This is a genomic window from Streptococcus vicugnae (assembly GCF_016461705.1).
GTDB classification, from domain to species: domain Bacteria; phylum Bacillota; class Bacilli; order Lactobacillales; family Streptococcaceae; genus Streptococcus; species Streptococcus vicugnae.
In genome coordinates this window covers 393,828-415,973 of the sequence record NZ_JAEMHW010000002.1, presented here as the reverse complement: position 1 = coordinate 415,973, position 22,146 = coordinate 393,828, and the positions used below count along the sequence as shown (strand labels likewise).

General features: G+C 38.8%; 22 protein-coding genes. 19 read left to right on the top strand and 3 right to left on the bottom strand.

The genetic code is table 11. From position 1 onward, the window contains the following. Positions 1-115: 115 nt before the first annotated feature. The 4 genes from JG537_RS05635 to pynA all read left to right on the top strand — a co-directional run bounded on the left by JG537_RS05635 (position 116) and on the right by pynA (position 2,971). Complete coding sequence (locus JG537_RS05635) at positions 116-1,168, top strand: ABC transporter permease (protein WP_074964758.1); 1,053 nt, start codon at positions 116-118, stop codon at positions 1,166-1,168. 9 nt (positions 1,169-1,177) lie between these two features. Beyond that, positions 1,178-1,861, top strand: a complete 684-nt coding sequence (locus JG537_RS05630; RefSeq protein WP_132868782.1) for an ABC transporter ATP-binding protein — start codon at positions 1,178-1,180, stop codon at positions 1,859-1,861. Between the two features lie 83 nt (positions 1,862-1,944). After that, positions 1,945-2,274, top strand: coding sequence for a potassium channel family protein (locus tag JG537_RS05625; RefSeq protein WP_074482063.1), 330 nt, complete (start codon positions 1,945-1,947; stop codon positions 2,272-2,274). A 10-nt stretch (positions 2,275-2,284) separates the two neighbouring features. Next, positions 2,285-2,971 carry a pyrimidine 5'-nucleotidase PynA gene (gene pynA, locus JG537_RS05620; RefSeq protein ID WP_132868783.1) on the top strand — a complete coding sequence of 229 codons (687 nt, stop codon included), beginning with the start codon at positions 2,285-2,287 and terminating at the stop codon, positions 2,969-2,971. A gap of 40 nt (positions 2,972-3,011) precedes the next feature. Here pynA and JG537_RS05615 read toward each other — a convergent pair whose 3' ends face one another. Further along, positions 3,012-3,683 (bottom strand): helix-turn-helix domain-containing protein, encoded by a 672-nt coding sequence (locus JG537_RS05615; protein WP_199544548.1) that lies wholly within the window; start codon positions 3,681-3,683, stop codon positions 3,012-3,014. 79 nt (positions 3,684-3,762) lie between these two features. Continuing rightward, the gene (locus JG537_RS05610) at positions 3,763-4,629 is read right to left on the bottom strand and encodes a LysR family transcriptional regulator (RefSeq protein ID WP_132868784.1); all 867 of its coding nucleotides are present in this window, start codon (positions 4,627-4,629) and stop codon (positions 3,763-3,765) included. Between the two features lie 106 nt (positions 4,630-4,735). Here JG537_RS05610 and JG537_RS05605 point away from each other — a divergent pair, with 106 nt between their 5' ends. From JG537_RS05605 to JG537_RS05570, 8 genes are all read left to right on the top strand, one after another. After that, positions 4,736-5,761, top strand: a complete 1,026-nt coding sequence (locus JG537_RS05605) for a YeiH family protein (RefSeq protein ID WP_132868785.1) — start codon at positions 4,736-4,738, stop codon at positions 5,759-5,761. 177 nt (positions 5,762-5,938) lie between these two features. Further along, entirely contained in the window at positions 5,939-7,315 is a 1,377-nt protein-coding gene (locus JG537_RS05600) for an NAD-dependent succinate-semialdehyde dehydrogenase (RefSeq protein ID WP_132868786.1), read from the top strand. A gap of 120 nt (positions 7,316-7,435) precedes the next feature. Continuing rightward, a complete protein-coding gene (gene uvrC / locus JG537_RS05595; RefSeq protein ID WP_199544234.1) occupies positions 7,436-9,235 on the top strand; it encodes an excinuclease ABC subunit UvrC in 1,800 nt (599 codons plus the stop codon). Next, the gene (locus JG537_RS05590) at positions 9,222-9,593 is read left to right on the top strand and encodes an ACT domain-containing protein (RefSeq protein ID WP_012961858.1); all 372 of its coding nucleotides are present in this window, start codon (positions 9,222-9,224) and stop codon (positions 9,591-9,593) included. Before uvrC ends, JG537_RS05590 begins: the two co-directional genes overlap by 14 nt. A gap of 125 nt (positions 9,594-9,718) precedes the next feature. Next, positions 9,719-11,437: a hypothetical protein gene (locus tag JG537_RS05585; RefSeq protein WP_199544232.1), complete on the top strand. Its 1,719-nt coding sequence runs from the start codon at positions 9,719-9,721 to the stop codon at positions 11,435-11,437. A gap of 121 nt (positions 11,438-11,558) precedes the next feature. Then, positions 11,559-12,161 (top strand): nitroreductase family protein, encoded by a 603-nt coding sequence (locus JG537_RS05580; protein ID WP_132868789.1) that lies wholly within the window; start codon positions 11,559-11,561, stop codon positions 12,159-12,161. A 165-nt stretch (positions 12,162-12,326) separates the two neighbouring features. Then, on the top strand, positions 12,327-13,733 hold the full coding sequence (pepV, locus tag JG537_RS05575; protein WP_132868790.1) for a dipeptidase PepV: 1,407 nt from the start codon (positions 12,327-12,329) through the stop codon (positions 13,731-13,733). A gap of 71 nt (positions 13,734-13,804) precedes the next feature. Continuing rightward, the gene (locus JG537_RS05570) at positions 13,805-14,389 is read left to right on the top strand and encodes a uracil-DNA glycosylase family protein (protein WP_199544230.1); all 585 of its coding nucleotides are present in this window, start codon (positions 13,805-13,807) and stop codon (positions 14,387-14,389) included. A 35-nt stretch (positions 14,390-14,424) separates the two neighbouring features. Here the strand turns inward: JG537_RS05570 and mnmE are convergent, their stop codons facing one another. Then, complete coding sequence (mnmE, locus tag JG537_RS05565; RefSeq protein ID WP_132868792.1) at positions 14,425-15,798, bottom strand: tRNA uridine-5-carboxymethylaminomethyl(34) synthesis GTPase MnmE; 1,374 nt, start codon at positions 15,796-15,798, stop codon at positions 14,425-14,427. Between the two features lie 267 nt (positions 15,799-16,065). Between mnmE and rpiA the strand changes: the two genes are divergently transcribed. The 7 genes from rpiA (at position 16,066) to JG537_RS05530 (ending at position 22,131) form a co-directional block, all read left to right on the top strand. After that, positions 16,066-16,740, top strand: a complete 675-nt coding sequence (gene rpiA / locus JG537_RS05560) for a ribose-5-phosphate isomerase RpiA (protein ID WP_074482084.1) — start codon at positions 16,066-16,068, stop codon at positions 16,738-16,740. A 150-nt stretch (positions 16,741-16,890) separates the two neighbouring features. Further along, on the top strand, positions 16,891-18,102 hold the full coding sequence (locus tag JG537_RS05555) for a phosphopentomutase (protein ID WP_199544228.1): 1,212 nt from the start codon (positions 16,891-16,893) through the stop codon (positions 18,100-18,102). A 10-nt stretch (positions 18,103-18,112) separates the two neighbouring features. After that, a complete protein-coding gene (locus JG537_RS05550) occupies positions 18,113-18,925 on the top strand; it encodes a purine-nucleoside phosphorylase (RefSeq protein WP_074482086.1) in 813 nt (270 codons plus the stop codon). A 191-nt stretch (positions 18,926-19,116) separates the two neighbouring features. After that, a complete protein-coding gene (locus JG537_RS05545) occupies positions 19,117-20,349 on the top strand; it encodes a chloride channel protein (protein ID WP_246454322.1) in 1,233 nt (410 codons plus the stop codon). Continuing rightward, positions 20,306-21,013, top strand: a complete 708-nt coding sequence (gene deoD / locus JG537_RS05540) for a purine-nucleoside phosphorylase (RefSeq protein ID WP_074482089.1) — start codon at positions 20,306-20,308, stop codon at positions 21,011-21,013. The genes JG537_RS05545 and deoD overlap by 44 nt, the downstream gene beginning before the upstream one ends. Beyond that, positions 21,013-21,783, top strand: a complete 771-nt coding sequence (locus JG537_RS05535) for a LytR family transcriptional regulator (protein ID WP_132868796.1) — start codon at positions 21,013-21,015, stop codon at positions 21,781-21,783. Before deoD ends, JG537_RS05535 begins: the two co-directional genes overlap by 1 nt. A gap of 162 nt (positions 21,784-21,945) precedes the next feature. Continuing rightward, on the top strand, positions 21,946-22,131 hold the full coding sequence (locus tag JG537_RS05530; RefSeq protein WP_199544217.1) for a type II toxin-antitoxin system RelB/DinJ family antitoxin: 186 nt from the start codon (positions 21,946-21,948) through the stop codon (positions 22,129-22,131). Positions 22,132-22,146: the final 15 nt, after the last annotated feature.

Here is a 22,146-nt window from a genome sequence, read left to right as displayed (position 1 = left end):
CTAACCCTTGCTGCGCTTACGTTTTCATGAAAGCGGTAAAATTTGCAATCAAATTAATGTACTTTACTTGAAAATCATAGTAAGCTTACAGTATTCGAAATAGAGGAGGGCAGTTATGTTTTTAGCCTGGAATGAAATGAAACACTCGAAGTTGCGTTATGGATTAGTGATTGGAGTGATTTTCTTGATTGCTTACTTGGTCTTTTTCCTGACGGGCTTGGCTAATGGTTTAGCCCAGACCAATCGCTCGGCGGTTGATTCTTGGAAAGCTGACCATGTTATCTTAAGCGAACAAGCTAATAAAAATTTACGTTTGTCACGCTTTTCTACAGCCTTAGCAGATGAAGTCAAGGCAGACCAAACTGCTGAATTGACACAAGCTTCAGCGACCATAAAAGCTAATGATAAGTCGAAGGTGAATGTCAATTTATTTGCCATTAAGTCAGATGAATTTTTACGCCCAAAGCTTAGTGATGGAAAGATTTTCTCAAAAACTGGACAAGTTGTCGCAGATAGTAGTTTGAAAAAAGCTTATCAACTAGAGATTGGTGATGAGATTACTCTTGGAGATAGTGGCAAAAAGTTGACCATCACTGGTTTTACGGACAAGGCTAGCTTTAATGTGCAACCTGTTTTGTATCTGAGCAAGGACACACTGACAAGCATTCTCGGTGATAATAGCCAAGCTGCTACCATCAGTGCCCTTGTGGTTCGTGGCAAGGTTAATCAAGTTCCAAAAGGGCTTGAAAGCATGACCACAGCAAGCTTCATCGAGAATCTTCCAGGTTATAAAGCTCAAAATCTGACCTTTTCTTTCATGATTGGCTTTTTAATCGTCATCGCTGCTATCGTGATTGGGATTTTTATCTACATTTTGACCCTTCAGAAGAAAGAAATTTTTGGCGTTTTAAAAGCTCAAGGCATTTCTAACGGCTATCTGTCACGAATGGTTTTCGCACAGACCTTCATTCTGGCACTCTTGGCAGTTGGGTTAGGGCTTTTGGTGACAATGGCTAGCGCTTTAGTGTTGCCAACTAGTGTGCCTTTCCAGATTAATCCCATTTTCTTTGCAGGCATCAGCGTGCTGATGATTCTTATCGCTGTGTTTGGTGCCCTTTTCTCAGTGGTAAGCATTGTCAAAGTTGACCCTTTAAAGGCAATCGGTTAGGAGATAATTATGACAGCAATTGAATTAATCAATATCAAAAAATATTTCAAAGATGGCCCAGAGCAAATTGAAGCTTTGAAAGAGACAAATTTGACGATTAACAAAGGTGAATTTGTCGCAGTGATTGGCCCGTCAGGTTCTGGAAAAAGTACTTTTTTGACCATTATCGGTGGGCTGCAATCACCGTCACAAGGTGAAGTGAGATTGAACGGCCAAGCTTTTAGCCAGAAAAAGGAAAAAGCGCGTGCTAAGATGCGTTTTGACCAGATTGGATTTATTCTGCAAGCTTCAAACTTAGTGCCATTTTTAAAAATCAAAGACCAGCTACGTTTGGTTGATAAGGTGGATAAGGAAAAGCAACGTGAGTCGATTGATAGTCTTTTTGCTCAGCTTGGCATCACTGATATCGCAAACAAATACCCTGAGGAAATTTCAGGCGGACAAAGGCAACGAGTGGCTATTGCCAGAGCTTTGTACAATGATCCGACTATTATTTTGGCTGACGAACCAACAGCGAGTTTAGACACCGAAAAAGCTATGGAAGTTGTCAAAATTCTAGCCGATGAAGCCAAAGAAAAGAATAAAGCAGTCTTAATGGTTACACACGACAGACGCTTAGTTGCTTATTGTGACCGATTGTTGGTCATGGAAGACGGCGTTTTACGAGAAGAAGAGATTGCTGCTTATCAGTAGTAATGTGTCTTGAGATGCGATGTGTGATATAATGAAGTCAAATCTTACTGACTTAAAAAAGGGTCGTTAGTAAAGGAGACGTCATGATTACTTTTTTCTTGCAAATGCGTCGGACATTGCGTGTCTTATGGTCACTCTTTAAGGATGATGAAACCAGGGGAATTGCAGGTGTCACAGCTGTTTTATTGCTTAGTGGGACACTTTTTTATGCACACGTAGAACATTTTACTTATTTAGATGCCCTTTACTTTTCATTTACAACTTTAACAACGATTGGCTACGGGGATATTTATCCCGTCACAGCGGCTGGAAAGATTTTTACCATGACGTATTCAGTTGTCGGATTAGGGGTTATGGGGAGTTTTCTAGCTGTTGTTGTTAAGAAATTGGGTCAATTGGATAGAAGAAAGTGAGAGAAGATCTGTGATTTATCGTGATTTATTGTTTGATTTGGACCATACTTTGCTTGATTTTAACGCGGCAGAAGATGTTGCTTTGACAGAGCTTTTGACAGAAGCGCGTGTGGGTGATGTTGAGACTTATAAAGAAGTTTATATTCCCATGAATCGTAAACTTTGGAATGATTTAAGTCTGAAAAAGATTACTAAGAAAGAGTTAGTTGACACGCGTTTTTCTCGTTTATTTGCCCATTTTGGGCACGAGGTTGATGGTCATGCCTTTGCCATGCGCTATCAAGATTTTCTTAGCCAACAAGGTCAGATTCTTCCAGGTGCAGATAAGCTTTTAGACCAGCTAAATCAAGAAGGTTACCGCATTTTTGGTGCAACAAATGGCATTACCAAGATTCAAACTGGTCGTATGGCCAATTCAAGAATTAAAGATTATTTTGAACACGTCTTTATCTCTGATGAAGTTGGTTTTCAAAAGCCAGATAAAGGTTTTTATGATGCGATTTCTGGAGCCATTTCACGATTTAATCAGGATAAAGCACTGATGATTGGTGATAATTTGCTGGCGGATATCCAAGGTGGCAATAATGCTGGCATCGATACTGTCTGGTATAACCCAGATAAAAAAGCCAACCACACCGCAGCCAACCCTACCTACACCGTCCACAACTATCAAGAATTGTTAAAATTATTACGATAAAAACAAAAAGCTAGAAGTTTGAAACTTCTAGCTTTTATCTTTAATAGTCGATTTTGCGTTCTTCAGTGATTAGTTTTGCCATTTGATCAGGATTTATAATATGAATCTGATGGCCTGTTTTTTCAATCATTTCTTCAGCGCGAAGTGCTTTTACCATTCGTGCAATGGTTACTGAGTGCATGCCTAGGTAGCAGGCGATTTCTTGATAGGTAAAGAATGTGTTTAAGGCTAGATTACCAGCTTCACACGGTTCAGCCTGATCAAGTAAGAAGCGGCAAAATTGGACCAAAGCGGGTTCATTTTTACTACTGTGAAAATGTTCCATGAGATAAATATGATTTTCTGTCAATGTATTTAACATCAGGCTAACAACTGAAGGAAAGCCTAACAATTCTTGAAATTGACGATTAGAAATGCGGTAAGCCACGCAAGGCGTTTTAGCAACAATTGAAAACGATTTTTTCCCGTAATAGTTCAAATGTAGCGTGTTCATCAATGGCACGAAGCCGACAAATTGTTGCTTTTTAAAGTAAAGGTAGGTTGTTTCTCTACCATCGCAAGAAATAGATGAAAGAGCACAAATGCCTGAAGATAGGATATAAATATCACTGCTTGTTTCGCCAGCGACGGATTGTGCGAGATTATCTCCCTTTTTAAAGGTCACACGTTCGCCGTATTGATAAAGTTCTGTAATATCTAGTGTAGAGTGCATAATTGCCCTTTCTAAAATTAACATAGGCTATATAACTATATAGTTTACGTTAAAAAAGCGTTTTTATCAAGCTAAAAAATTAGAAGAAGAGCTTAAAAACATCTTGATAATGATATTTGAAGTGGCTATTTTTGCGCCAAATAAAGGTAAAATCATGGCTCATGGCAGGAATATCCAAAGCAATTTTTTTAAGTTTGCCTGCTGAAATTTCTTTTTGAACCACGCTTTGGTAGACAAAACTAATCCCTAGATTTTTTTGGACCAGCTCACAAATGGTATTGAGGCTGCCAATTTCGGTGATTTTGCGAAAATCTGAAATAGTCAGGTTGGCTTCCTTGAGCGTGATTTCAAGCATTTCACGTGTTCCAGACCCTTGCTCGCGAACGATGATAGGATAGGCTAGTAGGTCTTCTAAAGAATAGCTACCGCTTGCTAGGGGTGAGTCGGGAGAAGCGACAGCGATAAAAGGTTCTGTGCGATAAGGCAGAAAATCATACTTTTCTTTTGAAAAGAAACCTTCAATCAAGGCAAAATCAATCTGCCCATTATCAATAGCCTTCAATAGTGTCTCGGTATTGTCCACCAGCATTTTGACTTGAAAGTTTGGGTGATTTGCCAAAATATCCACTAAAGAATCAGTCAAAACATACTCGCCAATGGTCAAAGTAGCCCCAAAATTTAGCGGTTGCAAATCTTGCTTGAGCTGTGTCTTAAAATGCTGAATATCAGTATTCATGGTAGTCAGCAAATCAAGCAGTTCTTTGCCACTTTGTGTTATCTGGCATTGTTTACCAGAAAACGTGAAGAGTTTGGTTTGATATTCGGTTTCCAAAGCTTTGATATGCTTAGTGACAGCAGGCTGAGTGATATGCAGTTCTTTTGCGGCTTGGGTGAAATTAAGCGTTTCGCAGACTTTCATAAAAGTAAACACACGATAATCAAGCATGACAAATCTCCTTTGCAATCATTATTTGTTATTGTATCATAATAAATCATAATTTTACATTATAGATTGAGCGCGCTATAATGAGTGACGTGAAAAGGAGTTCATTATGTTAACAATTCAGAAAAAAGCGCCAGGAGTGATTCTTTGCGCGATTTTAGCTGTGCCAGCTTGGTTCTTAGGGCAAGCCTTTCCTTTGGTCGGTGCACCAGTCTTTGCTATTTTACTGGGCATGTTTGTGGGAAGTTTCTATCAGAAACGCGATAAAACAGCTAAAGGCATTGCCTTTACTTCAAAATACATTTTGCAAACAGCAGTCGTTTTACTAGGTTTTGGGCTTAATTTGATGCAAGTTGTCAAAGTTGGTGTACAGTCGTTGCCGATTATCATCTCGACAATCGCGACGTCTTTGATTATAGCCTTTTGCTTGCAAAAATGGTTGAAGTTAGACGTTAATACAGCAACCTTGGTCGGCGTTGGCTCATCGATTTGTGGTGGTTCAGCTATTGCAGCGACAGCGCCAGTTATTAAAGCTAAAGACGAAGAAGTGGCTAAGAGTATCTCAGTTATCTTCCTCTTTAACATTTTAGCAGCGCTTATTTTCCCAACATTGGGTGATATGCTTGGTCTTACGAATCATGGTTTTGCTCTTTTTGCGGGGACAGCTGTCAATGACACTTCATCTGTAACAGCGACTGCAGCGGCATGGGATGCCATTCATCACTCGAATACCCTTGAAGGGGCGACCATTGTTAAGTTGACACGCACGCTCGCTATTATTCCAATTACGCTTGGTTTGTCGTTTTATCAGGCTTATAAAGCGTCGAAAAATGGCGGAGCTTCTGAGAAGACGTTCAGTCTAAAAAGAGCCTTTCCGATGTTTGTGCTTTATTTCTTGCTAGCCTCAGTTGTCACAACACTTGCAAGTGCTCTTGGCTTTGATACTATGATTTTTGACCAGCTTAAAGTACTATCAAAATTCTTCATTGTCATGGCGATGGGAGCTATTGGGCTTAATACGAATCCTATTAAACTTATCAAGACAGGTGGACAAGCAATTGGCGTCGGTGCAGCCTGCTGGGTAGCCATTACTTGCGTAAGTCTTTTGATGCAACATATTTTAGGCATTTGGTAAAAGGTGAAAAAGAAACAATGTTTAGCATTTTTCAAGCATTGTTTTTTTATTTTTGAGAAATGCACTTATTTCTTGAAAACGTTTCCTAGAGTGCTATAATGGACTCATATGGACTTGCTTAAAGCTCATAATAAATAGCGAAGCTATTAGCTAAAAAAAGCAAGAAAGGGAGATATTATGGCATACAAAACAACTTATCCTTACACAAACGAAGTTCTTAAAAGCTTTGATAATGCGACTGATGCAGACTTAGAAGCTGCTTTGGCAAATGGGCATGCGCTTTATAAGATGTGGCGTGCTGAAGGTGGCTTAGCAGAGCGAAAAGCACAATTGCATAAGATTGCTGATCTGCTTCGCCGTGACGTCGATAAATATGCTGAAGTCATGACAAAAGACATGGGAAAACTTTTCACGGAAGCTAAAGGCGAAGTCGAACTTTGTGCAGAAATTGCGGATTACTACGCTGACAAGGCTGAGGGATTTCTCAAACCTCGTCCGCTAGAAAATATTAACGGTGATGCTTATTACATTAAGCAAGCCACTGGTGTATTGGTAGCTGTTGAACCATGGAATTTCCCATTCTATCAAATCATGCGAGTTTTTGCTCCGAATTACATGATTGGAAATCCAATGATTCTAAAACACGCGTCAATTTGTCCTGCGTCAGCTCAAGCTTTTGATGATTTGGTCTTGGAAGCAGGAGCTCCAGTTGGGGCTTTCAAGAATCTTTTCTTGTCTTACGACCAAGTCTCAAAAGCAATCGCAGACCCACGTGTGGTTGGTGTTTGTTTGACAGGTTCTGAACGTGGAGGTGCCTCAATTGCGGCAGAAGCAGGGGCTAATCTCAAAAAATCATCTATGGAACTTGGTGGTAATGATGCCTTTATTATCCTAGAAGATGCTGATTTTGACTTGCTTGATGAGACAGTCTTCTTTGCTCGTCTTTACAATGCTGGTCAAGTTTGTACGTCATCAAAACGCTTTATCGTTGTCGGACAAGAAAATTACGACAAATTTGTCGATACGGTGGTTAAACACTTTAAGTCAGCAAAATGGGGTGACCCAATGGACCCAGCGACAACTTTAGCACCATTGTCATCAGCAGCTGCCAAAGAAGAAGTTCTTGATCAAATCAAGCTAGCCAAGGAAAATGGTGCGACAGTCGTTTATGGTGATGAACCAATTGACCACCCAGGAAACTTTGTCATGCCAACCGTTTTAACAAATATTACCAAAGAAAATCCAATCTACAACCAAGAAATCTTTGGTCCAGTTGCTTCAATTTATAAAGTGGACACCGAAGCAGAAGCCATTGAGCTTGCAAACGACTCAAGCTATGGTCTTGGTGGGACTATCTTTTCTAAAAATCTTGACCATGCTAAAGAAGTGGCTGCCAAAATTGAAACTGGTATGTCATTTATCAATTCTGGTTGGACATCACACCCAGAAATCCCATTTGGAGGCATTAAAAATTCAGGCTATGGTCGTGAATTGAGTGAACTTGGTTTCGATGCATTTGTCAACGAACACCTCGTTTTTGTCCCAAATAATTAATTAGCTCTCCTTTTATTATCCTAATACAGCAAAAACCACCTGTAGAGCTCATTCAGGTGGTTTTTGGCTCTCAAAATTCCCTAACAAGCAATGAAAAAGTGATTCTGCTATAATAGAGGCATGAATGAACTGATAAAACATAAATTAGAGCTACTACCAGATAGTCCTGGTTGTTATATCCATAAAGATAAAAATGGCAAGATTATCTATGTCGGAAAAGCTAAGAATCTGAAAAATCGAGTGCGCAGCTATTTTCATGGTAGCCACAATACTAAGACAGAACTCTTGGTTTCTGAAATTGAAGACTTTGAATACATCGTCACTGGATCAAATACGGAAGCTCTTCTTCTTGAAATCAATTTGATTCAAGAAAATATGCCTAAGTACAACATCAAGCTTAAAGATGATAAATCTTATCCATTTATCAAAATTACAGTGAATGAACAGTACCCACGCTTGATGATTACCCGTCAAATCAAAAAAGATGGTGCTATGTATTTTGGTCCTTATCCAGATTCTGGGGCGGCAACAGAAATTAAGCGACTTTTGGATCGTATTTTTCCGTTTAAAAAATGTACAAACCCAGCTAATAAAGTTTGCTTTTACTACCATCTTGGTCAATGTAAAGCCCATACCATTTGCCGTGTAGACCATGATTATTTTGTGAATATGGCACAAGATGTCAAGAATTTCTTAAATGGGCAAGATAATAAAATCGTTGATGCACTTAAGGAGAAAATGCAAAAAGCAGCAGATGCTATGGAATTTGAGCGCGCAGCAGAATACCGTGATTTACTGCAAGCTATCTCAACACTTCGTACCAAACAACGTGTCATGAACCAAGATATGATGGACCGTGATATTTTTGGTTATTATGTCGACAAAGGTTGGATGTGTGTTCAGGTATTCTTTGTTCGCCAAGGAAAACTCATTCAACGTGACGTCAATATGTTTCCTTACTACAATGACCCTGAAGAGGATTTCTTGACCTATGTGGGACAATTTTACCGTGATAGCAAGCACTTTGTTCCAAAAGAAATCTTTATTCCACAAGATATTGATGCTGATTTGGTTAAAGCCGTTGTTGATACAAACATTATCAAACCACAACGTGGTGAGAAGAAGCAGTTGGTTAATTTAGCTATCAAGAATGCTCGCGTTAGCTTACAACAAAAATTTGATTTGCTAGAAAAAGATATCCGTAAAACACATGGTGCCATTGAAAATATCGGTGAATTGCTCAATATTCCAAAACCAGTTCGCATTGAGGCTTTTGATAACTCAAATATTCAAGGAACAAGCCCTGTTGCTGGGATGGTTGTCTTTGTTAATGGGAAACCAAGTAAGAAAGATTACCGCAAATTTAAGATTAAAACTGTTGTGGGGCCAGATGATTACGCCAGTATGCGTGAGGTCATTTATCGCAGATACAGTCGCGTGATGAAAGATGGATTGACACCACCAGATTTGATTATCATCGATGGTGGTCAAGGTCAGGTCAATGTGGCGCGTGATGTCATTGAAAATAAACTTGGTCTTGATATTCCAATCGCTGGTCTGCAAAAAAATGACAAACACCAAACGCACGAATTACTCTTTGGAGATCCTTTAGAAGTGGTTGAATTGCCACGAAATTCTGAAGAATTCTTCTTGCTTCAACGCATTCAAGATGAAGTTCACCGATTCGCTATTACCTTCCACCGTCAATTACGCTCTAAAAATTCATTCTCATCAAAACTCGATGGCATTGCTGGACTTGGTCCAAAGCGCAAGCAATTACTCATGAAACACTTCAAGAGCTTGCCAAATATTCAAAAAGCAGACGTGGAAGATATCATTAATTGTGGCATTCCACGAAATGTCGCAACTGCGATTAAAGAAAAATTAAACAAGGAGGAAGCTGTCAATGCTAACCATTAAACCGATTACTGAAGAATTTGCTGTTTGCCAAGTTGAGGATTATTCACAAGTCAATCTGGAAAATCCATTTGTTTTTACTGGGGCAACAGATGACGAAAAATCACTTGTTTGTCCGATTGCACTTGTCCCTGAAAATGCTTTGACAGTTGATAAGACTTGGTCAGCTTTTCGAATCGAGGGTGTTTTAGACTTTTCTTTGATTGGCATTTTATCAAAAATTTCAAGTCTTTTAGCAGAAAATAATATTGGTATCTTTGCCATTTCGACTTATAACACGGATTACATTTTAACGAAAACAACGGATTTTCAAAGCGCACTCCGAGTATTAGAAGAAGCAGGATATCAGATTTTGGGATAATTTTCGCAAGAAATGAAGGGTACTCTTGGATATAAATAAGAAAATTTCATGAAAGTTTTCTATTTCTGTTTGTAATCTATTTTAAACTGTGCTAACATGGATAGGGATTTTTTAAGGAGATACGCATGTTTAAAAAAATGAAGCAAGGCCTCTCTCAGATAAGTCAAAAGCATGTATGGCTTCCAAGTCTAGTCATTGTCCTGGTTGCTGTCTTATTATTGCTTCCCCAATTAATGTCTCGAGGTGTTATTGCTGGTAGTGATTTCTTATTTCACTACAATCGATTTTATGAGACAGCTATGCAAATTAAGACTGGCAATTTTAGTTATTTCATGTCGTTGTATGGCTTTTACAGTTCAGGACGAATTGTCAATGCTTTGTATGGCCCTTATTTTGCTTACTTTCAGGGGCTTTTAGTCCTTCTTAGTCGTAATTGGTATACCTATCAATTGTTATCACGCTTTTTATTGAGTGTGATTGCTGGCTTTTCAATGTATCACTTGAGTAAAAGAGCTTCTGTTAAGCCAAAGATTGCCTTAGGAATAGCTGCCTTTTACATGATGACCTTCTCTGTTCAATACTGGACCTTTAGGCAAGGTTTTTCAAGTTGGGGTGCGGCTTTTATGCCTTGGTGTTTAATTCCAGCTATAGACTTTATTAGGACTAAAAAAGTAGGAGTGCTGCGCTTAGCGATATCAGTTGCGGTTATGATGCAAGTGCACATGCTCAGCTGTTTCTTGCTCATCGTTGCTTACTTGCCCTTTTATTTATACGGACTTCTCAAATCTGATGAAAAAAAAGAAGTCTTTGTTAAAGGAGTTCAGGCAGTTTTACTTAGTCTCTTGTTAACAGCAAATGTATGGGCGGCGCTGATTGATGTAGGTCAGGATAATAGTCTAGTAGAACCTTTCATCAATTCAAAATTATATATTATGACGGTTAACCAACGCAGTATAGAATGGTTATTAACGCCAAAAGCTCTTGTTTTAGTACTTTTATACCAATTGTACTTTTCATTTAGACATTGGCGACATTTTGATCAATTGCTGCGTGTTGTCACGGGAGCATTTTTCCTTTTTCTAGTTCTATCAACTAGTATTTTCCCATGGTATACCGTCAATAAGTTGAATTTGCCATTGGTAAATTTGATCCAATTTCCTTTCCGTTTCTTTGTACCAGCTACTGTGCTTTTACTTTTAGCGACAGCACTTGTTTTAGATCGCTATTTTGATAAGAAATGGTCGAAATTCGTAACTTTAGGATTGCTTGTGGTTAATGTCTTAAGCCTTGCGCAGTTATCACAATTGCAAATGGAAAAAATAGATGAGTATTACAATACCAAGCATCCGATTCAGCGTAAAAAACATACCTTTATCTGGGGTAATCCAGCAGATGTTAGGGCGAGTTTCTATGATTCAGACAAATTTAAACTCTTAGATATTGTGTCAAAATCAACACCTGATTACTTGCCAACCAATAAATCAAATAAAGATAACAAGTATGTTTTGTATGAAGAGTTTGTTCTGGGTCATACAGGTGCTTTTAAAAAGACCCAAGGTGATAATAAACTAACTCTGACATGGACTGCAGATGTTAGTGACTGGGCAATTATTCCGGTAGTCAAATACAAAGATACCCAATTAACCCTTAATGGTAAGAAATTAAGTGATAAAGATTACACACTATCTGGTATTGGAACACCAACTGTCATGCAAAAAGCAGGTAAAAATACCTTAACGATTACTTATCATATCAGTGCATGGTTCAAACCCTTGATAGTTGTTAATATCCTATCATGGATAGTAACAGTAGCTTATATTCTGATTAGGAGAATTAAAGACTAGAGCCACAGTTCTGGTCTTTTTACTTTGAAATTTCAAAGTAGCTGTCGTGCAAAATAGCTGTAAACTCTTTCAAAAAATGATAAAATAAAGAAGCATAAAATTTAAAAAGGAGGGTCGCTTAATGAAATTTCTAGAATTGAACAAAAAGCGCCATGCCGTCAAAACTTTCAATGACAAACCTGTAGATTACAAGGATTTGCGCACAGCTATTGAGATTGCTACTTTAGCTCCTAGTGCAAATAATATTCAACCTTGGAAGTTTGTGGTTGTCCAAGATAAAAAAGAAGAACTTGCTAAAGATCTTCCAGAGATTAATAAAAAACAAGTCCAAGAAGCTCAGTATGTTGTAGCGCTCTTTACGGATACAGATTTGGTTCAACGTTCACGCAAAATCGCGCGTATCGGTGTTAAGTCTTTGGATAATACTAAGCTTGGTTATTACATGGAAACTTTGCCTGCTCGCTATGCTGATTTTGATGAAAAACGTAAAGGTGAATACCTTGCTTTAAATGCTGGTATTGTTGCTATGAATTTAGTTCTTGCTTTGACCGACCAGGATATTTCTTCAAATATCATTCTTGGTTTTGATAAGTCATTAACTAATGATATTCTAGAAATTGATAAACGTTTTCGTCCAGAGCTTTTGATAACCGTTGGTTACAGTGATAATAAACCTGAGCCAAGTTATCGCCTGCCAGTTGATGAAATTATTGAACGTCGTTAAGGCCGCCAATTTAGGATTTATGCAGAAAACTTGGTTTGGAAAATCATCAAACGAGGTTTACAAATCTTAAAATATGAGTTACTATTGGTAAGTTGACTCAAACGATAAAATATTGGCAGTTTTTCTTTCGTCGGAAAAACTAGCCCTATGGAGGAGTTATAAGAAATGACAGTAGACTTTAAAGCAGAAGTTGAAAAACGTAAAGATGCCATGATGGAAGATCTCTTTGCACTTTTGCGCATCAACTCTGAACGTGATGACAGCAAAGCTGACAAAGAACACCCATTTGGACCTGGTCCAGTTAAAGCGTTGGAACAATTCTTGTCAATGGCTGAACGCGATGGTTACAAAACTCGTAACATCGATAACTATGCTGGTGACTTTGAATTTGGTGAAGGTGATGAAGTTCTAGGTATCTTTGCTCACTTGGATGTTGTGCCTGCAGGTAGCGACTGGGACACAGATCCATATGAACCAGTGATTAAAGATGGTCGCCTTTATGCGCGTGGATCATCTGATGATAAGGGTCCTACAATGGCATGTTACTATGGTCTTAAAATCATCAAAGAACTTGGTTTGCCAGTTTCTAAAAAAGTTCGTTTCATCGTTGGTACTGACGAAGAATCAGGTTGGGGCGATATGGAATACTATTTCGCACACAACGGTTTGAAAGATCCTGACTTTGGTTTTGCTCCAGATGCGGAATTCCCAATTATCAATGGTGAAAAAGGTAATATTACTGAATACCTTCACTTCGCAGGAAGTAACAATGGTGCTTTCACATTGAATACCTTTGAAGCTGGTCTTCGTGATAACATGGTTCCAGAATCAGCAACAGCCGTCTTTACTGCAGACAGCACGTTGGCTGAACTTCAAGAAAAATTAACAGCATACACAACAGCTGAAAACTTGACTGCTGAACTTACTCAAGAAGGCGACGCTTTCCGTTTGACAGTTGTCGGAAAATCAGCTCACGGTTCAACACCAGAACTTGGTATCAACGGTGCAACATACCTTGCAAAATTCTTGAACCAATTTGCCTTTGATGGTGCTGCTAAAGCTTATCTTGATACAACAGCTAATGTTCTTCACAAAGACTTTGCTGGTGAAAATCTTGGTGTAGCTTACACAGATGCTAAAATGGGTGCTCTTAGCATGAACGCTGGTGTCTTCAAATTTGACCGCAACTCAGATGACAACACAATCACACTTAACTTCCGTTACCCACAAGGTACAGATGCTCAAACAATCAAAGCTGAACTTGAAAAACTTGCTGGCGTGACAAAAGTAACTCTTTCAGATCACGAACACACACCTCATTATGTTCCAGCTGATGATCCATTGGTTTCAACACTTCTTTCAGTTTATGAAAAACAAACTGGCTTGAAAGGTTACGAACAAGTTATCGGTGGTGGTACATTTGGTCGTCTTCTTAAACGCGGTGTTGCCTTCGGTGCTATGTTCCCAGACTACGTGAACACAATGCACCAAGCAAATGAATTTGCTGACGTTGAAGATCTTTACCGTGCAACAGCTATCTACGCTGAAGCTCTTTATGAATTGATCAAATAATAACCTTTAAATTGAAAAGAAGAGTTCTTTACGACAAAGACTCTTCTTTATTTTTAGAAAGAAGTGATGATATGGACAGCCTTGAACAATTGATGGCTGATATTATGGCTGATGAGCAAAATGCTTCATACACCGAGCAAGGCATTAAGCCACTTTTTACCGTTCCAAAAACAGCTCGAATTAATATTGTTGGACAAGCTCCTGGCATTCGTGCGCAAGAGTCGGGACTGTATTGGAATGACCCAAGTGGTGATAATTTGCGAAAATGGCTTGGTGTTGACCGAGAAACTTTTTATGAATCAGGACTTTTTGCTGTGGTTCCAATGGATTATTATTTTCCTGGTAAGGGAAAATCTGGTGATTTAGCGCCTCGTAAGGGGTTTGCTGATAAATGGCATAAACGTACTTTAGCTTTGGCTCCAGATATTGAATTACATATTTTAGTAGGTTTTTATGCGCAGCGTTATTACTTGCACCAAAAATCTTCGGCAAAATTAACAGAAACTGTAAGACACTATCAAGATTACCTACCAGAATTTTTTCCATTGGTTCATCCATCACCACGAAATAACATCTGGCAACGTAAGAATCCTTGGTTTGAAGCAGAAGTCATCCCAGAACTTCAAAAACGAGTTAAAAGTATTTTAGAAAAATAGGTATTAAAAAACTCGCCATATTTGGCGAGTTTTTCCTATTTTCCAAGACAGAATTGTGTGAAGAGTTTTGTGATGAGTTCATCAGGAGCAGCATCACCAGTGATTTCACCGAGAATTTCCCAACAGCGTGTTAAATCAATTTGTAGAAGGTCGACTGGCATTCCAGCTTCAAGTCCTTCGTTAACAGATTGAAGGCTTTGAACAGCTTTTTCAATCAAAGCAATATGACGAGCGTTTGACAGATATGTGGCATCTTTTTCAACAATACCAGCATTATCAAAGAAGAGTTGATTGATACGTTCTTCAATCAAATCAATGTTTTGATTTTTAAGCACTGAGATGCGAATGACATCATCAGGTAATTGATCAGCTTCAATTTTTTCTGGCAAGTCTGTCTTGTTAAGCAAGATGATGCGGTTACTATTTTTACTTAGTTCAAGAAGTGCACGGTCTTGATCAGTGAGTGGTTCAGAACTGTTAAGGACAAGAAGAACCAAATCAGCTTCTTCGAGAGCTTTTTTAGAACGTTCCACACCAATTTTTTCAACCACGTCATCAGTTTCACGGATACCAGCTGTATCGACCAATTTCAAAGGTACACCTTTGATGTTCACGTATTCTTCAATCACATCACGGGTTGTTCCTTCGATATCTGTAACGATGGCTTTATCTTCGCGAAGAAGATTGTTCAAAAGGCTTGATTTACCAACGTTTGGACGTCCAATGATAGCAGTAGACAAACCTTCACGAAGAATTTTACCACGTTTTGCAGTGCGCAAGAGATTTTCCAAAAGTTCTTGGAATTCTTGTGTTTTTTCGCGAATCAATGCTGTTGTCATTTCTTCAACATCATCGTATTCAGGATAGTCAATGTTTACTTCAACTTGAGCTAATGTATTAAGGATTTCTTGACGCGTATCGTTGATGAGTTTTGACAGTGAACCATCCAGTTGTTTAACAGCAATATTCATTGCTTTATCAGTTTTGGCACGGATAATATCCATGACAGCTTCAGCTTGTGTTAAATCAACACGGCCATTCAAAAATGCACGTTTGGTAAATTCACCAGGTTCAGCAAGACGAGCTCCTTGGCGTAAAACCAATTGCAAGATTTCATTAGTGACAGCAACACCACCGTGTGTGTTGATTTCAATCACGTTTTCACGTGTGAAAGTCTTTGGTGCCAACATAACAGACACCATTACCTCATCAAGAATTTCATCATTATCAGGATCTACAATATGACCATAGTTGATAGTGTGAGAGGCAACCTTGCTAAGGTCTTTTCCATGATATACTTTTTGGGCAATAGCTAGCGCATCTGTCCCAGAAAGTCTGACAATACCAATTGCCCCTTCACCAAGTGGTGTAGAAATCGCAGCAATTGTATCGAATTCCTTTGTTATCATTACCATTCATTCCTATCTATTTTTGTTACATTTTTTTCAAAATAAATCTTATTTAATTGTAACGCAAAAGCCCCTTTCAAGCAACTTAAAGCGATTATTCAAGTAAAGGCAGAAGAAAGATAATTTTTCGAATTTTCACAAAAGAAAAATTGAGAGAAGTTTACATTCTCTAGCAATCAATCCTAGCAAAAACACCCCAAATCATGATATAATAGATAGTTGGAAATAGGTATTTTTTGTTTTTTATATAAATTAGGTGAGGTTGTTATGGAAAAACTTAAAAAAATGGCTGGTGTCACAGCTGCCCAGTATGTTAAAGACGGTATGGTCGTTGGACTTGGAACTGGTTCAACAGCTTATTTCTTCGTTGAAGAAATTGGACGTCGTATGAAAGAAGAAGGTCTTAAAGTTGTTGGTGTCACAACTTCAAGTCAAACAACTGCTCAAGCAGAAGGCCTTGGTATTCCTTTGAAAGCTGTTGATGACATTGATGTTATCGACGTTACTGTTGACGGTGCTGACGAAGTTGATAGCAACTTCAATGGTATCAAAGGTGGCGGTGGTGCCCTTCTTATGGAAAAAATCGTTGCAACACCAAGTAAAGAATATATCTGGGTTGTCGATGAATCTAAATTAGTCGATAAACTTGGTGCTTTCAAATTGCCAGTTGAAGTTGTTCAATATGGTGCTGACCGCATTTTCCGTGAATTTGAGAAAAAAGGTTACAAACCATCATACCGCATGGCAAACGGCGAACGCTTTGTCACTGATATGAAAAACTATATCATCGACCTTGACCTTGGTGTCATTGAAAATCCAGTCGAACTTGGTAAAGAATTGAAAGCCATGGTCGGTGTTGTTGAACATGGTCTTTTCAATGGTATGGTTAATAAAGTTATCGTTGCCGGAAAAGATGGCGTTAAAATTTTAGAAGCTAAATAAGAAAGTTTACAGGAGATGTTTTGACTGATGTATGGCCGATAGTCTCCTGTTTGTATGTTATCAAAGAATTATTATTTCTAATCATTATTGCTAAGATATTGATTAGGAGGTTTTGGGTGCCAACCGTAACCACCCTAGAGTAGGAAAAATATGTCAACATTTAATCGTATTCACCTTGTTGTGCTTGATTCAGTTGGTATCGGTGCTGCACCAGATGCTAACAACTTTGTCAATGCTGGTGTGCCAGATGGTGCTTCAGATACACTTGGTCACATTTCAAAAACCGTTGGACTTAATGTTCCAAACATGGCTAAAGTTGGACTTGGAAATATTCCTCGTGAAACACCTTTAAAAACTGTTCCAGCTGAAGCTCAACCAACAGGTTATGCAACTAAACTTGAAGAAGTGTCACTTGGTAAAGACACAATGACTGGTCACTGGGAAATTATGGGACTTAATATTACAGAACCATTTGATACTTTCCTTGGTGGATTCCCAGAAGACATTTTGACAAAAATTGAAGAATTTTCAGGTCGTAAAGTCATTCGTGAAGCTAATAAGCCATATTCAGGAACAGCAGTTATTGATGATTTTGGACCACGTCAAATGGAAACTGGCGAATTGATTATCTACACATCAGCTGACCCAGTTCTTCAAATCGCAGCCCACGAAGACGTTATCCCAGTAGAAGAACTTTACAAAATCTGTGAATACGCACGTTCAATCACACTAGTACGTCCAGCACTTCTTGGTCGTATCATTGCGCGTCCATACGTTGGAGAACCTGGAAACTTCACACGTACAGCTAACCGTCGTGACTATGCATTGTCGCCATTTGGACCAACTGTTCTTAACAAATTAGCTGACGCTGGAGTACCAACTTACGGTGTTGGTAAAATCAATGATATCTTCAACGGTTCAGGTATCACAAATGATATGGGTCACAATAAATCAAACATGCACGGTGTTGATACTCTTCTTAAAACAATGCAGTTGCCTGAATTCACAAAAGGTTTGTCATTTACAAACCTAGTGGACTTCGACGCGATGTATGGTCACCGTCGTAACGCTCAAGGTTACCGTGATTGCTTGGAAGATTTTGACAAACGTATGCCAGAAATCTTAGAAAACATGAAGGAAGATGACCTTCTATTGATTACTGCTGACCACGGTAATGATCCAACTTACACAGGAACAGACCACACACGTGAATATATTCCACTTTTGGCTTACAGCCCATCATTCAAAGGAAATGGTGTCTTGCCAGTCGGACATTTTGCGGACATCTCAGCAACAATTGCTGAAAACTTTGGTGTTGAAAAAGCAATGATTGGTCAATCATTCTTAGATAAATTAGTATAAGAGGTTAAATATGTCTACCATTATTGAAAAAATTGAAGAAGCTCGTCAGTTTCTAGTGTCACAAGCCTGTGATGCTCCAGAATTTGGATTAATCCTTGGTTCAGGTTTAGGCGAGCTTGCTGAAGAAATTGAAAATGCTGTTGTTATTCCATATGAAAAAATCCCAAACTGGGGTAAATCAACAGTAGCAGGACACGCAGGACAATTGGTTTATGGTGATCTTGGTGGTCACAAAGTTCTTGCTCTTCAAGGTCGTTTCCACTTTTATGAAGGAAACCCAATGGAATTGGTAACTTTCCCAGTTCGTGTGATGAAAGCTCTTGGTTGTAAAGGACTTATCGTGACAAATGCTGCTGGAGGAATCGGCTTTGGTCCTGGAACATTGATGGCAATCTCTGATCACATCAACATGACTGGTCAAAATCCACTGATTGGTGCAAACCTTGATGACTTTGGACCACGTTTTCCAGATATGTCTGATGCTTATACAGCAGACTATCGTGCTATTGCTCACAAAGTGGCAGAAAAAATCGGTATCAAACTTGATGAAGGTGTCTACCTTGGTGTATCAGGTCCTTGTTACGAAACACCTGCTGAAATTCGTGCTTTCCAAACACTTGGTGCTGATGCAGTTGGTATGTCAACAGTTCCAGAAGTTATTGTTGCCGCACACTCTGGTTTGAAAGTCTTGGGAATTTCTGCTATTACAAACCATGCAGCTGGTTTCCAAAGTTCACTTAACCACGAAGAAGTGGTTGCTGTAACACAACAAATTAAAGAAGATTTCAAAACACTTGTTAAAGCTGTTTTGGCAGAACTTTAATCATTTTATTCTATAAAACGCAAAAAACAAACACATGAGGTCTTCGTTTTTGAAGACCTTATATGCCCTTACTTTCAAAATAACTATTTTTAGCTAACTTGAAATAAGTCATGTTTTAGAACAATTTTTAAATGCCATTACAAAATAATCGATTTCAAAATTTTAGCTACTGTTTACGTTTTGGAGTAGTCTTGCTTACAACGAGTCTTGTTGCTGGGTTAGGCGGTATTTTACTTCATGAATTCTTAGAATTGGTCGAGAAGGTTGTTTTAGGGCATGGTGAAGAGACAAAAGTGCTAGCTATTTCTCAGAGACAATTTCTAATGATTGTTGTTGCTGGGATTATTTCAGCATCAATCTGGTATATGTTGCAACGAAAAAATCGTCGCATTATCTCTGTTAAATCTCAGATGAAAGCAGATAATCCATGTTCTGAACGTCCAGCTTTAGGGATTCACTTGATGAATATTCTCTTACAGGTAGCTTCGGTTGGTGCGGGATCTCCGATTGGAAAAGAAGGAGCGCCACGAGAGCTTGGGGCACTTGGAGCAGGTCGTATTTCTGATTATATGCGTTTAAACTTGCCTGATAGACGCCTTGCAATTGCTTGTGGGGCCTCAGCTGGTCTCTCAGCAGTTTATCAAGTACCAATTGCTAGCATCTTTTTTGCTTTTGAGACTTTAGGTGTTGGGCTCTCATTGAAGAATGTTATGGCTGTGTCTCTGACAAGTATTTTTGCTAGCCTTATCGCAGGGCTCGTTATATCGGATGCACCCCTTTATCATGGTGGTCAAGTTTCACTTAATCTTGCCACTTGTCTGTTAGCCGTCTTGGTAGCAGTACTTGTCACGCCACTTGCAGAAGGTTTTCGACGTCTGACGCAAAAAGCACAAGTTAAAAAAGAGACTCATGAGGCTATCTTGTGGAAGTTACCTTTAACTTTCTTACTTTTAGCTAGTGCTGCCCTCTATTTTCCAGAGATTTTGGGGAATGGAGGAGCTTTGGCGCAAGCTGTTTTTGATGGCATGGCTGTATCTTATGCTATTCCTATTCTTATCATCAAAGCTTGTCTTGTCTTATTGACGCTAAAAAATGGCGCATACGGAGGTACCTTGACACCATCGTTTTCAATGGGGGCAGTTTTAGGATTTCTATTTGCTGTGCTTTGTCAGTTAGTTTTTCCAGATATTTCGATGAACTCAGCCATGCTAATTGGATCAAGTGTCTTTTTAGGGATTACAATGAATGCTCCCTTAACAGCAGTCGGATTAGTTGTCTCATTTACAGGGCAAAATTTACAAGCTTTGCCAGTTTTACTCATTGCGGTAGCGGTAGCTGTTTGTATAAATAATATTTTTAAACGTATTGAAAGGAATTTTTATGTCAATCCATATCGAAGCCAAACAAGGCGAAATCGCAGATAAAATCTTACTTCCAGGAGATCCTCTCCGTGCAAAATTCATCGCAGAAAACTTTTTAGAAGATGCTGTCTGCTTTAATAATGTTCGTGGTATGCTTGGTTTTACAGGAACTTACAAAGGTCATCGTGTCAGCGTTATGGGAACAGGTATGGGTATGCCATCAATCTCAATTTACGCGACTGAATTAATCCAATCATACGGTGTTAAAAAATTAATCCGTGTTGGAACAGCAGGTTCACTTAACAAAGACGTTCACGTGCGTGAACTTGTTTTGGCACAAGCTGCTGCAACAACTTCAAGCATGATTAAAAACGAATGGCCACAATACGATTTCCCACAAATCGCTGATTTCACTTTGCTTGATAAAGCATATCACATTGCACAAGACCTTGGCATGACAACTCATGTTGGTAGCGTCTTGTCAGTTGATGCTTTTTACTCAGACTTTGCTGCAAACAACGTCAAACTTGGTCAACTTGGTGTTAAAGCTGTTGAGATGGAAGCTGCTGCTCTTTACTATCTCGCTGCAAAACACGGTGTTCAAGCACTTGGTATCATGACAATCTCTGATAGCCTTGTTGCTGATGAAGACACAACAGCTCAAGAACGCCAAACAACTTTCACTGACATGATGAAAGTTGGTCTTGAGACTCTTATTGCTGATTAATGCAGGAGATTTATGAGACAATAGACATCCTTTTGGATGTCTATGCTTATAATCACGCTTGGAAAATAGCAGAGCAGCAAGTGAATTTTCCAACGCAAAGCCGCTATCTTTTAGAAATGCTAAAAGAACGCCGTGAACTAAATATTGATTTTGCCTTTGCACATCAAGCTGAAAATCGAGCTATTTTACGTCGCTATGACTTCGATATAATAGCTAACCATCACCGCGAAGAGCAGCTGGCTAATTACATCATGGACTTGGAGGCTAAGGTCAGAGATGGTAACATTATCGATTTTGTGCGCTCTGTTAGCCCAATTCTTTACCGACTCTTTTACCGCTTGGCTAAACGTGATATTCCAAATCTTGAGGGCTTTATTCATGATGCCAAGAATGACCAATATGATACTTGGCTTTTTGCGGAAATGAAGCAGAGCGATTATGCTATTTTTCACAAATATCTAACCACTCGTCGTGATGCAAAGGTAACGTCTCGTAGTTTAGCGGAGCTTTTACAATACAGTCAGCTTCCAGAGCATATTAAAGAACTAATCGTAGAACTTCGTCAATTTGAAAAATCAGTCAGAAATCCTCTAGCTCACCTCATCAAACCTTTTGATGAAGAAGAGTTACATCGAACAACAAATTTCTCGTCGCAAGCCTTCTTAGACAAAATCATCGACTTAGCTATTTATGCTGGTGTCAAATATGATAAAGAAAATTTCTATTTTGATAGTGTTAATGAGATGATCAAAGAAGAACTGAAGGATTGAAAAATACCACTTGGAAATTTTCCAAGTGGTATTTTGGTTATTTGGAACGAAAAGATGCCAAAAAGCTCACATCATACCATAAAAATGATAAATAAGTGTTTCCAACGGAAAAAAATGTGCTATAATACAGTTATCAGAATATTCAGAAAAGAGGTGGGCGGTATGTCATTAATCAAAATCGACATCGATGATGAGCTAAGAAATGAAGCTTCAAAAATCTACCGAGAACTAGGTCTTGATATGTCGACAGCTATTCGTTTATTTCTGGTTCAAAGTGTGATAACAAAGGGGCTTCCATTTCCGATTAGACTTGAAAGTGATATTCTTTCAAGTCTAAACGTGAAATAGCAGAACTGGAAGATT